This window comes from Parabacteroides sp. CT06 (assembly GCF_002257605.1).
GTDB classification, from domain to species: domain Bacteria; phylum Bacteroidota; class Bacteroidia; order Bacteroidales; family Tannerellaceae; genus Parabacteroides; species Parabacteroides distasonis.
This window is the reverse complement of record NZ_CP022754.1, coordinates 3,585,463-3,599,710: the sequence shown is the minus strand read 5'-3', so window position 1 is coordinate 3,599,710 and position 14,248 is coordinate 3,585,463. Positions and strand designations below refer to the sequence as shown.

Annotated in this window: 16 protein-coding genes; 10 read left to right on the top strand and 6 right to left on the bottom strand. The window is 43.5% G+C overall.

Annotated elements, in window-relative coordinates; translation table 11 throughout:
- Window positions 1-27: 27 nt before the first annotated feature.
- The 5 genes from CI960_RS15900 to CI960_RS15880 form a co-directional block, all read right to left on the bottom strand.
- Window positions 28-525, bottom strand: coding sequence for a DUF4313 domain-containing protein (locus tag CI960_RS15900; RefSeq protein WP_094582483.1), 498 nt, complete (start codon window positions 523-525; stop codon window positions 28-30).
- A gap of 50 nt (window positions 526-575) precedes the next feature.
- On the bottom strand, window positions 576-827 hold the full coding sequence (locus tag CI960_RS15895) for a hypothetical protein (RefSeq protein WP_008778833.1): 252 nt from the start codon (window positions 825-827) through the stop codon (window positions 576-578).
- A 69-nt stretch (window positions 828-896) separates the two neighbouring features.
- Entirely contained in the window at window positions 897-1,784 is an 888-nt protein-coding gene (locus tag CI960_RS15890) for a hypothetical protein (protein ID WP_008778532.1), read from the bottom strand.
- Between the two features lie 3 nt (window positions 1,785-1,787).
- The gene (locus CI960_RS15885; protein ID WP_094582481.1) at window positions 1,788-2,930 is read right to left on the bottom strand and encodes a hypothetical protein; all 1,143 of its coding nucleotides are present in this window, start codon (window positions 2,928-2,930) and stop codon (window positions 1,788-1,790) included.
- Complete coding sequence (locus CI960_RS15880) at window positions 2,915-3,211, bottom strand: hypothetical protein (protein ID WP_008778531.1); 297 nt, start codon at window positions 3,209-3,211, stop codon at window positions 2,915-2,917. The genes CI960_RS15885 and CI960_RS15880 overlap by 16 nt, the downstream gene beginning before the upstream one ends.
- A 26-nt stretch (window positions 3,212-3,237) precedes the next feature.
- Between CI960_RS15880 and CI960_RS23970 the strand changes: the two genes are divergently transcribed.
- From CI960_RS23970 to CI960_RS15865, 3 genes are all read left to right on the top strand, one after another.
- Complete coding sequence (locus CI960_RS23970) at window positions 3,238-3,432, top strand: hypothetical protein (protein ID WP_005634939.1); 195 nt, start codon at window positions 3,238-3,240, stop codon at window positions 3,430-3,432.
- Window positions 3,433-3,623: 191 nt separating this feature from the next.
- Entirely contained in the window at window positions 3,624-4,031 is a 408-nt protein-coding gene (locus CI960_RS15870; protein WP_008778233.1) for a hypothetical protein, read from the top strand.
- Between the two features lie 150 nt (window positions 4,032-4,181).
- Window positions 4,182-5,813, top strand: coding sequence for an IS1182 family transposase (locus CI960_RS15865; protein ID WP_094582479.1), 1,632 nt, complete (start codon window positions 4,182-4,184; stop codon window positions 5,811-5,813).
- Window positions 5,814-5,867: 54 nt separating this feature from the next.
- On the opposite strand, the gene CI960_RS15860 is transcribed toward CI960_RS15865, so the two are convergent.
- Window positions 5,868-7,103 (bottom strand): site-specific integrase, encoded by a 1,236-nt coding sequence (locus CI960_RS15860; RefSeq protein ID WP_034527703.1) that lies wholly within the window; start codon window positions 7,101-7,103, stop codon window positions 5,868-5,870.
- 1,053 nt (window positions 7,104-8,156) lie between these two features.
- On the opposite strand from CI960_RS15860, the gene CI960_RS15855 reads away from it, so the two are divergent.
- The 7 genes from CI960_RS15855 to tnpC all read left to right on the top strand — a co-directional run bounded on the left by CI960_RS15855 (window position 8,157) and on the right by tnpC (window position 14,075).
- Window positions 8,157-8,783 carry a Type 1 glutamine amidotransferase-like domain-containing protein gene (locus CI960_RS15855; protein WP_004315354.1) on the top strand — a complete coding sequence of 209 codons (627 nt, stop codon included), beginning with the start codon at window positions 8,157-8,159 and terminating at the stop codon, window positions 8,781-8,783.
- Window positions 8,780-9,712: a YafY family protein gene (locus CI960_RS15850; protein WP_045899370.1), complete on the top strand. Its 933-nt coding sequence runs from the start codon at window positions 8,780-8,782 to the stop codon at window positions 9,710-9,712. The genes CI960_RS15855 and CI960_RS15850 overlap by 4 nt, the downstream gene beginning before the upstream one ends.
- 31 nt (window positions 9,713-9,743) lie before the next feature.
- On the top strand, window positions 9,744-9,983 hold the full coding sequence (locus CI960_RS15845) for a hypothetical protein (protein ID WP_025866770.1): 240 nt from the start codon (window positions 9,744-9,746) through the stop codon (window positions 9,981-9,983).
- Entirely contained in the window at window positions 9,937-10,356 is a 420-nt protein-coding gene (locus tag CI960_RS15840; RefSeq protein ID WP_025866771.1) for an RteC domain-containing protein, read from the top strand. Before CI960_RS15845 ends, CI960_RS15840 begins: the two co-directional genes overlap by 47 nt.
- Before the next feature lie 418 nt (window positions 10,357-10,774).
- Window positions 10,775-11,710 (top strand): transposon Tn4555 protein TnpA, encoded by a 936-nt coding sequence (gene tnpA, locus CI960_RS15830; protein WP_004292844.1) that lies wholly within the window; start codon window positions 10,775-10,777, stop codon window positions 11,708-11,710.
- A 141-nt stretch (window positions 11,711-11,851) separates the two neighbouring features.
- A complete protein-coding gene (locus CI960_RS15825) occupies window positions 11,852-12,970 on the top strand; it encodes a site-specific integrase (RefSeq protein ID WP_004338318.1) in 1,119 nt (372 codons plus the stop codon).
- Between the two features lie 247 nt (window positions 12,971-13,217).
- The gene (gene tnpC / locus CI960_RS15820; protein ID WP_004339687.1) at window positions 13,218-14,075 is read left to right on the top strand and encodes a transposon Tn4555 protein TnpC; all 858 of its coding nucleotides are present in this window, start codon (window positions 13,218-13,220) and stop codon (window positions 14,073-14,075) included.
- Window positions 14,076-14,248 lie beyond the last annotated feature (173 nt).

The window sequence follows — 14,248 nt, the reverse complement described above, 5'->3', positions numbered from 1 at the left end:
TGATACCAGATTCATTGCCCGGAAGGATTACCGGATATTCAATATTGCGCTAAAGGCATGTGGGTCAAGCCTGTAAAACGTCGGAAGGTTAAGTGTGACCATCGGGTAGCTTACCCAGCCGCTCTGACGTCTATAACCTGTATCCTCAGCCAATTTGTTGGACAGAAGGAACTCCATGGCATCAGGATTGTTGTTGATGTCCACGAATGCCCTGTCAGGCAGTGAGAATGCCGCCTTATCCTCTAAGTTGACCGTCAGGACCGTGTATATCTCATGGGTCACGGGATCTTTCAGAGACAATGCCGGCCAGCCGTTATGGTACATTTCAATCACGATTGAGAGACGGCTTTCCTGATACAGGAAAGTCTCTTCCATGGACGGATGGTCGCATTTGACAATTTCAAAATCATCCTCCCCTTTGGTAAATGTCACCATCGGATAGGATACATCGACAAAATATTCCTCTTCCCGGTAACAGAGATGTTCTTTTCCCTCTGAACGGATTATAGCCAATTGGGTGTTCATATTCGTAACTGGTTTTAAAATTATTGACTTGCAAGTTAATTGGCCGGCATTCACCTGCCTGTTTCTTTAAACGTGTGATTGTCACCGCCTGCGGACATTTGGGAGAGTTGCCGTCTCACCGCCTTGATTTTCCCGATCAGTTCGTCCTCCCTTCGGAATGAGGGGGTACATTTGGTACGCCTCATCCCGGCTCCCCAGGGGATGCCGCCGCATACTTTTCTCAGGCGTGCCTTTTCGCTTTCCAGGGCCGACTCCAGACGGGCCAGCCTGCGTCGCAACGATTCTTCGGTCACAGTTCTCATGATCTCATTGTTTTTTTTGTATGGTGACGGGTCGGAAAGACAGTCACCATACCGTCGTTATGTGTCACGTTATATTTTAGCTTTTTCCCTTGTGATGCCTCTCAGGACGTACAACAGGTGCAGGAACAGCTCCCTGTCGTAAATCCGGAAGAAGAACGGCTCGCCTGTTTCCCTGACCGTTCCGGTAAACGACACGGACTCCCGGTTCACGGGATATTGGAGGAAGTTACCATTTGCCAGCAGGGTGTGCTTTTTCTTCATCACTTCGCCTAGGAACTTGTCCATATCGTCGTTTTCCTCATAGCCGGAGAAGTAGAGGAAATGATGACGGCGCAGGCTTTGCAGGATTTTGGCGGTTTCCAGCCTTACATCCCTGCCTGACGATTCGTCCGTTCCTCTCATCAGGTTGCAGATGAACTTCTTCTCGCCATTTATGTCAAGAAACAGATAAGGAACTATAATTATAGAGGCATGCCGTGCGTGGTCAGAGATGACCATCGGCTTTTCTTTCAGGATGTCTCCTTTGAAGGTAATGTTCCGGTAATGGTTGTCCATCTGCCGTTCCAGTTCCTTTCTTGGCGTGGTAACGGAGCGGAGTCCCGTGAAGTAGCGTCCGCCCGCCCGGAAGCAGAACCGGTAGATGTCCGCATGATAAGGCTCTCCCAGGAAAAAGAAATTCCGGGTATGGCGGATGGGGGGCAAGACATCCATGTAGTCGAAATATCTTTCTTCCGTAATCTCACTGAACGGGGCGCAGAGGGATTGCAAGTAGATGCGTATCATCTTGCGGACGGTATTTCCGGACACGGCTATGAGGTACGGGTTCTTTTCCCTGTCCCTCAGTTCCTCCAGTGTCTCATGATGGTAGTCGCCGTGTATTCCGTCAGACATGGTGGTCACGCAGCTGCCGTCAAAACTGCGTGAATCGACTACGAATTTCAGTTTGTTGTTATTCATGGTTCAGATGTTTTGAAGGTTCAACACTCTCTTGGCGGCACTGAGGGCATTGGAGGTGAGCTGCCGTTGCCATGCTTTGTTTCTGGGTGACCAGCGGAATCCGGAGGATTTCAGTTCCTTTCGTCTGTTGTCTTCGGGAATCCTGTCAAACAGGATCTGAAGGCGGTCTTCTCCATAGTTCCATACAAGTGTCCCGCCCTCGAACGGCACTTCCTTGTTTTCCCGGCTTTGCACCGCTTTCAGCCTTTTGCGCATCCGTTCCGCAAGTTCCGGCAATTGGAAGAATTTGTTTCTCGGGGTGATGACGGGTTTCCTTACCCTTGCGTTATATTCGGAAATGAAGTCCACGGCCCTGCGGACGATTTCCACTTCCCCGTGATTGGCGAAGGTGGATACCTTGTTCAGGATGCTGCTGACGAACAGGGCACGGTTATAACCCCGGCATTGTCCGGTGTCAATCCCGTGGATGGTGTCGGCGCTGCTCTTGATGTCGCGTTTGAGCGTCTGCCATGCCTTTTCCAGTTTTTCTTCCTCCGGTCGTGCGGCTTCCTTTTTCCGTCTGACGGCTTCAAGAACCTTTTGCCGCCAATTGCGGAACTCCTCGTAGCGGTTCTGATAGCTTCTGTTCGTATTCTCCTGCCTGTGGTAATCAAATCCGCCCCGTCCCGTCACCATCGGGTTGGCACAGCGTGAGAGGGCCGAGAGCTGGGCGGATAGCTTTTTCCGGTAGGCGGCGATGTATGTATCCCGTTCCTCTTCCTGCATGAGTTGCAGGTCGTTGTGCAGCTCCTCCCCGTAAATCATGATGTCCGTCTCGCCACGAATCTCCGGGTCGAAGGAACTCCAGGCGTATGCGTCGCAAGCCTGTTTCCACATATCCTCCAGATAGCCAGGATGTTTGAACGCTACGGCTTCCCAGTCTTTGAAGTCCCTGGAATGCAATTCATTCCGATCTTCCGGATTTCCGTACAGGTGTACATAGTTGCCCGTTCCATGATGCTCCTTTCTGAAATGGAACGGTACGGGTGGATGGTCCGTACCCTTTTCCCGGATCATCGTGACCCGGTGCGCATTCTCTGCGGTAAGGCCCGTTACTTGTTCTTCCCGGACCTTTGCTGTTGTTGTTTCAGTCATAACCGTTGCCATTCATAAATTATTTCTACCAGTTCTTCGTCCGCCAGTTTTTGGATTTCCTCGTCCGAGCAATAGCAGGCGATTTCCTCGTCCAGCTTGAAAGCTGCCGGGTCAAGGCTTCTGAGGCCGTCCAGCAGTTCCGGCACCAGGCTGTCTGCGGCAACCGTATAGCTTCCGTCCCTGCCTTGCACCTTCCGTGCGGGATAGCTCCTTTCCCGATAAACCAACATTCTCATTTTCGGATTGGCACCCTGCTGTCCTTTGTGGACTTTGCTTGTTGTCTCTCTGTTCATACCTTCATTCTTTTAGTTTGTTTGACATGATCGGCTCCGTGGAGCCGGTTTTTCGGTTTCTTACTTGCCGGACTGTCCTTTGCCGGGGATTGCGCAAGGCTTGGCAAAAGAAAATACCGCAGCGAAGCGAGGATGATTTTCTTTTAGCCAACCAGCCCCTGAAAGGGGCCGCCTTGCGCAATCAACCCGGCAAAGGGCTATATTTGCAGGTAAGAAATTGAAAGAATGGCTGGGATTTTCAATTTGTCGGATACAACATGTAATAAGTGTAATGAGCAAATTTAAAAGCATACAACGAAGGTTTTTCAAATATTTTCCAAACTATCGGATATCAATATCATATCGTAAAACAAGCGAAGGCGTGGCATTCCGGAATAAATACATATCTTCGCGTCAAAGGTGATTGATTGAAATGAATACATTCTCTGCTTTTGATACGGGTGTCATGGTAGCTCTCTTGCTGGGTATTGAGTTTCTTAGGAGTGATATCCAAACAATTCTCTATTGTAAAAGAAACGATCCCGGGATTTTTAAGAGCTGCCTGTATACATTGTTTATATTGTTGGCAAGTCTTTATTCCATTGTGGCCGGAGCCATGCTTAACCCCGAGCCCGTACCCGTTTATGAATTGATACCCGGTTTTCAAATAGGAGTTTATGGTTCTTGCTTTTTGTTTATATTTCTTGTCATCGCCGGTCTTTACCGTAAAATATTACCTCTCGTCCTTTTGGGGTACGCTATGGTATATGTAATCGGTGTACTGATACCGTTACTTGGATATGTAGTGTCCATGATGAATTATTTCGCCAGTACAGGATGATTATGAAGACCAAAGATGTTTTCCAGAGAAAATGGATAACAGACAGTATAACAAAAAGGGGCTGTCCAAAAAGTCGGATAGTCCCTTTTGCTATTGTTTATTTCGGTAAAAAGTATTATCTTACCGTTGCAAAAACCAAACATTATAGCAATGGCTAAGATAGTATTTAAAGAGTTAACATCCAACCAAAATGTACTTTTTCCGGTCAGCTTATCGGAAAAGATAGCTCCCAATCATCCCGTTCGTGTTGTAAACAGTGTTGTAGACGCCTTGGATATTAGTTGTCTGCTCTGGGCATATAAAGGAGGAGGTACCAGCAGCTACCATCCCCGTATGATGCTCAAAGTTCTGTTTTATGCATACCTGAACAATATCTATTCTTGTCGCAAAATAGAAAAGGCCTTGCAGGAGAATATTCACTTCATGTGGTTGTCTGGTAATAGTACTCCCGATTTCCGCACGATCAATGATTTCCGTGGCAAACGTTTAAAAGAACACATAAAATCGTTGTTTTCAGCCATTGTTCTGCTGTTACAGGAATCCGGCTATGTCAGTTTGGATGTACAGTATATCGATGGTACCAAAGTGGAATCAGCATCCAATCGCTACACCTTTGTCTGGCGTGGTAGCGTGGAAAAGAACAAGGTAAAACTGGAGTCGAAAATACAGTCAATCCTTAGTGAAGTTGACAAACATATCGAGCAGGATAAACAGGAAAGGACACCAGATTGCTTACCGGATATGGATTCCTGTGGTTTGCGGGAAAAAGTGAGCGCTTTAAACAAACGGCTCTCCGGGATGAACAATGCTGAGCAGAAACAAATCAAAAAGTTACAGGAAGAATATCTGCCCCGCCTTGCCAAATACGAATCGCAATTAGAGAAATTAGGGGATCGTAATTCTTTCAGTAAGACTGATGAGGATGCGACCTTCATGCGTATGAAAGAGGATCATATGAAAAACGGGCAATTGAAACCCGCCTATAACATACAGATTGCCACAGAGAATCAATTTATTACCAATCTGGGAATTTACAGGCGAGCCGGAGATACGGGAACTTTAATTTCTTTTTTGAAAGATTTTCGAGAGACTTATCATAGGCAATCCTCTATAGTAGTGGCCGATGCCGGTTATGGAAGTGAACAAAACTACGAGTTTATGGAGAATGCGGGTATAGAGGCTTTTGTCAAGTACAATTATTTCCACAAAGAGCAAAAGCGTGCCTGGAAGAAGGATGCTTTTGCCATACAGAACCTTTACTACAACCGGGAAAGGGATTATTACGTATGCCCGATGGGACAACATATGGAGTATAAAGGTCAAAAGAAAAGTAAATCCGATTTGGGATATGTATCCATACTGAAGCGTTATCAGGCACAAAATTGTGAGGGGTGCCCGCTGAAATCTCAATGCCATAAATCAAAGGCCAACCGGATCATAGAAGTTAACTATAACCTTAACAGGTATAAACAAAAAGCACGGGAAAGACTCATGAGTGAGGAAGGTATTTATCATCGGGGCAGACGATGTATAGAACCGGAAGCTGTCTTTGCACAGATAAAGCATAACTCGGCGTGGAACCGGTTTAGATTAAGAGGGTTGGAGAAGGTAAAAACAGAATTTACCCTGGTTGCTATTGCACATAATCTCAGGAAACTGGCTAAAAAAGTCAGTTTCCTTTTGTTTTTTACTTATTTCTGTAGGATGACTTCTCGAAAAGTAATAATTGAGAAGACCAAAGATATTTTAAATATAAAAATGGATAATAAACGGGCTGCATAACAAAAAAAGAAGGCTGCCTTTTCAGATACCTTCAATGACGGGCCGGTTGCATATTTACCATTCCAGACGTTCCTTCACATTGTTCATCGCCTCTTTCAGGCTGCTGTTCATGACCCGCGCATAATGCTGCGTCATGCGTGTGGAAGCATGTCCGAGCATGACGGACACGTCCTGCAAGGGTACATTGTTGGCGAGCGTGACGGTGGTCCCGAAAGTGTGCCTGGCAACGTGCGTGGTCAGATTTTTCTTTATGCCGCAGAAATCGGCGATTTCCTTGAGGTAGCTGTTCATTTTCTGGTTGCACATGACAGGCAGGCAGCATCCTTTCTTTACGCAGATCGGATGTTCCCTGTATTTCTCCAATATGGCCAGTGGAACAGGCAGCAGTGGGATGTTGCTGATGGAAGACGCTTTTCTGCGGTGTTCCAACTTGACCCTTCCCTTCCTTATCCACCAGTCACCGAGATTGTCCTGTACCAGGTTTTCACCACTCAGAGTGGCGACATCGGAGAACGCCAGACCAGTGAAGCACGCGAAGACAAATATGTCCCTGACCAGCTCGAGCCGTGGGATGGTGAATTTCTTTTTCATGACGGCCTGCAACTCGTCGTAGGTCAGGAATACCGGATCGGTCTCGTCCTGTTCCATCTTGTAACCGTAAAAGGGATTCTTACGCATCCATTCCTTTGCCAATGCCATGTTGGTGAATTTCTTGAAACATTTCATGTAGCGGACTATCGTGTTACGGCACAGTCCCCCCTCCGTTTTCAGGTAAATGTCAAACGCGCGGATGAACTCCGGTGTCAGCTCATGGAAGGTGATATCCTCCTTGCCGTAATAAGAGGGGATAAGCTGCTGCAATTTCTTCACCACGTTCTTGTACCGGTTGATCGTAACGGGAGAGTAGTCTATGCCTGCCAGTGTTTCCATTTCCTTGATGCCATCCTGCATGGTACCGAGCAATGTACGCATTTCGATGTCTTTCCCGAAAACACGTTTCAGGATCAGTTTCGGGGTAATCAGGGCCTGTTCCAATACCAGTTCCTTGTGTTTCTCGAGGGCACGTGCGTGTAACTCAGCAATATAGGTATTCAATGCGATGGATGCCCTGTCCCTGCCCTTGCTGCATCCTTTGGCCGCATTCCATAAGTTCAGAGGCACGCTTCTTTGGATACGGGCATCGTCGTAGCTCCCGTTGATGGTTATCCGCATCAGTACGGGGGCCTCACCGTTTTTCAACAATTTCGTTTTGAGCACGAAAAAAAGAATGTTCATTGTTCCTTGTTTCATCACTTTTGTTTTTTAGAGGTGTTACATCCAATTGTTTCGTCAAAACCGGATGACATGAGGACGTGAAACGAAATGTTAAATTCAGTGGCTTTTTTGAGGGACTTGTGGAATAGCCATAAAAATCCCATTTTTATCAGATTCGAATTGCCTTTTGTATCCCGGGTTCGATTCCTTTTTTTATCCCGATGGGAAATACCGAATTTTTAAATTTCTTTCACATTTCTGACTCCATCCGGTCATGTGTGCAAAATTACTTTTTCACACCGGAGATTGAAATTGTCAAATAGTTGAAAAACAATGAAGTATGATACATATTTATGGCTTTTTCAAAAGCCATAAAAAAAGCCACTGAATTGGCGAAATCCAACTTCACAAATATGTAATGAAATGCGTAGCGAGGGTAAAAAAAGAACCCTTGAACTATCTCTAATTCAAGGGTTTTCTAAAATTGAAAAGCTTTTTGGTGGTGCCACCAGTAACCGAAAATCGGTTTGTATAGCACTATTTCTCAATAAGTTATATCTTTATTACGATGTTAGTCCCTTGAATAAGGTTTTCACAACTTTGCACCGTTCAACACAAGTTTGTGTCTTAGGTTCGATTTCTGCGTGCAAAGGTAGATATTTATTTGGAATTATCAATATTTCCAAGAACTTTTTTTGTATTTACTGCTAAAAGTCTGTTTGAATTTTGTTCAGTATTCTTTTAGGAGTTGTTTTGAGGATTTTTCTCTGTATCATTAAGAAGAATTGCAGGCTATGTGACGGAAGGTTTTCAATATCCATGAAGTATATAGAAAGAACTTTAGTCGAAATGTCAGGTATCAATTTTCCCAATAGATTGAATCGTAAAGGAGTATTTTTATCGAGTAATATGTATAACTACATAAACCCCACTGGTTTCGAAACGTGCAGCCACATTACGAATAGGGTAAATTTCAATAATGGATTGTTTTGATGAAAAAAACTCTTCAATATTAGACTTACTGACATAGGGCTGTCATAGAAGACGCTATCTTTGTATCAAAAAGTATTCAACTTAATATTATAGAATATGAAAAGATTATTTTTATGCTCATCATTTGCTGATGTTGCTAATCTATTTGTCGATTGTGCCAAAGAAGATTTGCAAGGGAAAATTATAGCTTTTATACCAACTGCAAGCCTTACAGAACCAATACGATTCTATGTAAAAAAGGGGAAAAAGGCTTTAGAAGAAGCAGGAATGATTGTTGAAGAAGTCGAGATTACCCAACTGCCCAAAGAGGAAATATCTTCTATATTACATAAATGCGATTATATCTACATAACAGGTGGAAATACATTTTTCCTTTTGCAAGAGTTAAAAAGAAAAGGTGTTGATAAAATTATATCTAAACAAGTGAAATTGGGTAAACTGTATATTGGGGAATCTGCCGGAGCAATAATAGCCTCTCCCGATGCAGAATATATGAGAAGTGTGAATTTTGATCCAATAGAAAAGGCTCCTGAATTGAAAGACTGTACTTCTTTAGATTTGGTCGATTTTTATACGATTCCCCATTATGGAAATTTTCCATTCAAGAAAAAAGGTGAAAAGATAGTTCAACTATATAATGAGAAGTTGCAGCTTATTCCTATAAGTAATAAACAAGCTGTTATTATTGAAGATTCAAATATTCAAATTAAAGATGCAAAATGAATAGAATAGACCGTATTTCTGCTATATTGATTCAGTTACAATCGCACTCGTTAGTGAAAGCACAGCAAATTTCAGAACGTTTTAATATAAGCATTCGCACTGTATATCGAGATATAAGAACATTGGAAGAGGCAGGCATTCCTATCATAGGAAATCCCGGTATTGGTTATTCACTTGCAGAAGGATTCAAATTATCTCCTCTAATGTTTACTCAAAAAGAGGCTTTGTCCTTTTTGATTGCAGAGAAATTAGTACATGAACTAACTGATTCAAATAGCAACGAACATTATAAGTCTGGAATAGAAAAGATTAGGTCTGTCATGCGTTTTGCAGACAAAAATATGTTAGAAACAATGGAAAAGTGCATGTCTGTATTGGATACTTATAAATCATCTACCTATAAACCTGATATTCTTTTACTTATTTTACAAAGTATATACCAAAAAAGAATTATTGAAATATCTTATTTGGGAAGTAATGCGTTAAGTGTTTCAGAACGAAAGATTGAAGCTGTTGGAATTTTCTTTTCGAGAACTAACTGGTATCTAATAGGCTTTTATCTTCCCAAAGAAATCTATCTTACATTTCGGATAGATAGAATTCAAAAAATGCACATTCTTAATGAATTACAATCACGGGAACATCCTTCTTTGGAAAAATTCATACGCGAGTTTTATGATAAAGAAAAATTACATGAAATCGTTATAAGAATAAAAAAGAATAAAACCTCCATAATGAATGATGATAAATATTATTACGGATTAACATCTGAGAAAGAGATAGGGGATATGTTTGAGCTTCATTTTCTAACATTTTCAATCAGTAAGTTTGCACATTGGTATCTGTCTTTTGCAGATAGTGCAACTATAATAAGACCAGATTCTTTAAAATATGAAGTTAAAAATATTATCAATAACATTTCTATTTGATTGCTGTCAAATAGTATTTTTAATCGACTAAATGAAAAAAATATTCGACCAAAGATTTTTCCGCTTATTGTCGGAATGCTCACAACGTAAAGTGTCTGCATCTGAATTTGCAGAAGCTATCGAAGAATTGGCGACCCATGTAGCCGATTTCAGTATTACAGAACAAGATTATAGCATTTTACTCCGCTATTTCTCTTTTGGTTTGTATCGTCTTAAATCATACCGTGTATGGTTTGAGCAGGAAAAAAATATCCTATTTGTATCTAATTGATGAAGCGATAGGGCTATTGAATACCGAAATACGCCTAATCGAATGGCGTATCAAGTACCCGGAACAGTTGCAGCAACGCACCAACAAACAAGCCCTTTCCCCTCTATATCTCGCTGACAGAACCACTCTTATCAATATCATGGAAATAGTTAGCGGGTTGTTCCTTTCCCAAAAGATTGTGTATCAAAATGGCAAGCCTGTTTATTTAGTGGACTTGACGAAAGCCTTTGAATGGCTTTTCAATATCAAGATAGGTGACTGTTACCAAAAGCATGAGGACGTGATAAAACGAAAGCCGGGCAAGCTGACAGAGTTTCTTAATGGACTGGCAGAGCTTATTCGCAAGGAACATGAAAAGAAAGGGTACAGATAACCAGCTGTTTATGACTTATTTATAGGGGATTCCATTAGTCCCCCTATAATTTCTTATTTATTGTATTTATAACCATAGAACAACCAAAACTAATCAGAAATATCCGAGTGTAAATCTTTAATTACCAGCATATTCTAAAATTTAACACTTTTCGGTTGCCATTTGTCGCTTCCCAAATTTCCACATATTTTTGAGACGTATTTCTGACGTGGAGAATTTGCGGGGCTTGTTTTTTGTCACACCGTGCAGACAGTTGACAAGGGTTTACAACCGTTTACGACAAGCGACAATAACCGCCCCGATATGCGGAAACAGTCACACTGTGTAGAAAAGCGACAATGGTTGACTTCCGTTCACATCCGTTTACCATTTCAGAGATATAGGATTGAAGAAATGAACCATTAAACGATAAAACGGTATGAAAGCAACCAGAAAATGCAGTTTTTGCGGCAAGTCCTTTGTAACCCGAAGCGGTATGCAAAGATATTGCAGTGAGGCTTGTCAGGCAGAAGCCAAACGAGCCAGAGTGATGCAGAAGAACAACCTCTTCAAAGTCGCCCAACCCTTGATGGAGATACAGCATCAGGAGTATCTCACCTTTTCCAAAGCAGCCATCCTCATGGGCTGTTCCCGACAGTACATTTACAAACTTGTAGCCATCGGCAAGCTGAAAGCCTCACGCATCAGCAACCGCATGGCATTCATCCGCAGAGCCGACATCGAGCAGATGTTGGAGGGCAATCCCTATCACCGCATCCTGCCCGGCAACACCTCCACACCAAGGAAATCATCTTCATCTTCCTTACCTGCCAAAAGAGAAAAAAGGGAAAAGGAAAGCGAAGAAGTGTTGGACTTCTATTCGGGCGAGGAGGTGATGTCCCTTTTTAAGGTAAAGCAGTCATGGCTTTACACTTCCGCCAAGCGTAACCATATCCCCATCTGCCGTATCGCAGGAAAGAACTATTACAGCAAGAAGCATATTGACGAGTTTTTCGGTGTGGCAGTTGATATTAGCGAAATTACCGACTGGCTACTGACCGAGGAGGTGGAGGAACTGTTCGGCATGAAGCCGACCGCACTCCGTGCCTACACCTATCGCCATAAGATACCCACTAAAAGAGAGTACGGGCGTACCTATTACTCCAAATCACATTTGAACGAACTCCGCAGAACTGACCTTGTGAACGATGAACGCTACTATACCGTTGAGCAGGTGCAGCAAATCTATGGTCTTTCGTCAGCCAACATCTGCCATATCGTCAAGGTGAAGCACATCGAAAAGATAAAGGTGGGTGTGAAAAACCTGCTTTTGCGCTCAGATGTGGAGCGTGTCATGGCTGAAAGGAACAAATAACCGTGAAAAATCGGGATTATCGAAAATTATTTCAAAATGATGTATCGTGGAGGTATTCACGGATATTTCACGTTGTTCCTTTGCCATCGGAAACATGGATACAACTCCAAAATGTATACAACCAATTAAAACATAATTATTATGAGTAAATGCAAAACAGTTACCTTGCGTAAGCGCAAGATTAAGAACGGGACACAGTATTCACTATGCCTTGACTACTATCCCGGCTACCGTGACAATGTCACCATGAGAGTGATTACACGTGAAGCCTTAGGAATTTACATCTTCGCCAAACCTGCAAACCAGCAGGAACGGGACTTCAACGCACGCATGATGAAGAAAGCGGTCATCCTGCGCAACCAGCGCTACGAAGCCATTTTCAATGAAAACAACGGCTTTTTTGACAAGACCAAGATGAAGGGCGATTTCCTTGCCTATTTCAAAGGACTGGCTGACCGCAAGAATATCAAGTGGCAGCACGTATACAAGCATTTCCAGCGGTTCGTGAACGGCAAATGCACCTTTGAGGAGGTGGATGTGGATTTGTGCCGCAAGTTCATGGAATACCTGCTTGATGCACCCCAATCCATCCACACCAACCAAAAGCTGCACATCAACTCCGCAGCAGGCTATTGGTCAACTTTCCGTGCCGTGCTGCACACCGCTTACCGTGACAGGAAGATAAAGGAGAACCCAAACGGCTTCTTAGACCGCATCGAGTGCATTCCCACCATCAGGGAGCATTTGAGCCAAGAGGAACTGATACGGCTTGCCGAAACACCCTGTGAGGAGGAGGTCTTGAAAAAAGCTTTTCTTTTCGCCTGTCTTACGGGACTGAGAAAGAGCGACATCAGACAGCTCACGTGGCAGCAGATACAACCATACACCAACGGCAGGATGTTCGTTACCACCCGTATGCAGAAAACCAAAGAAATAGTGCATAACCCCATCAGTGATGAAGCCTATGGACTGCTGGGAGAACGGGGCGAGGGACTTATCTTTGAGGATTTCAAGGACAAGATGCTGCAAGGACCACTCCAACGGTGGCTCACGGCAGCAGGGATAACCAAGAAAATCACCTTTCACTGTACCCGCCACAGCTTCGGAAGCCTGCACGTGGAAATGGGAACGGACATGGCTGTCATCCAAGCCTATCTCGGACATAAGAACATTACCACCACACAAATCTATTCCAAGATAGCAGCGCAGCAGATGTGTCAGGTGGTGGACAAGATAACCTTGAAGCGCAAGGAGGCATAAATGTCTCACATTGACAGGTATTCAGAGGGGCGGTTATGGCTACAAGGCTATAATCGCCCCTCTATGTTTTTGGCTTGATGCCACCATTTATAAGCCCCTCAGAGTATGAAACAGAGTATGATATGATGACATTTCGTGAAATACATTGAAAAAGACCGTTCTAACCGCAAATAACGGGCAGTAATTGGGAAAAATAGCATTAACTTTGCACAAAATAATACAGGAACATTCAATCTCTCAACGAAATATGGAATCATCAATCAAGGACAAATACATCATCTTGGGCTTTGTCGGCTTCGCCATCGTCCTAATATCTTCCATTGCCACGCTGGTAATAGCGGACAGCTTCAACCAAGACAACTTTGTCAGGTGGATAGTATTCGTATGCTGTAACCTGTTGGGATGGTTGCTCTATCTCTCCTTTCAGACACTTATCTTTGATACATACGAAATCTACAAAATCAAGTTCGGCAAGAAAGAAACGATTGCCGAAGCCATAGAGGTGCAGGAAGAACTGTCACAAAATACACTTGAAGAAGCCACATCTGTGCCTGGACCTACATCAGTCCCTGAGCCTGTACCCGAATCATCCCCGACAAAAGAAGAGACACTTATCCAAACACAACCGATAGAGCTTACTATCGCCCCGGATCTTCACGAAAAGAACCGTGCCAATTACGCAAGCAGAGAGCAACGGGAAAAGGAAGAGCGCATCCGCATGGTCATGGAGTATTGCCATTATTACCTGCCTCGCATTGCCGACCAAGAAACCGTGAACCACATCTGTACTGAGGTGGACAAATGGATGAATCTTAACACTTATACCCCGAAGCCCATACAAAGACCGTTTACCAAAGACATCAACAACATTCCACTCCGTCACTTCGTATGGAATATCTCTGAGCGTTTCCTGTACAAGAGATACTACAATGGGGATAACCGTGCCAAGTTCATCAAAGCCCTTTTCCCGAAATCGTTTGCTGATACAGACTTATCAACCATCAAGAATTTCAAGGTAGAGCCGTTAAAGACGGAAATTCCCATTGATGAACCCGAAAACGGCAAACTTGATTTCCACTATCCCGAGGATTATGTGCGGAATTAGGATAATCACGACACCAACGACAACCATCCGGTAACTCATAACCGCCTGTTTTACATCGTTTCCCGAGTAATTTTACCCGTCATTTATGGCTGGGCTTAATTATTCGGGAATTATTTTGCAATGACGTGTCGTGGAGATATTCACGGATATATCATTTCAGTCCTTTGCGCCAA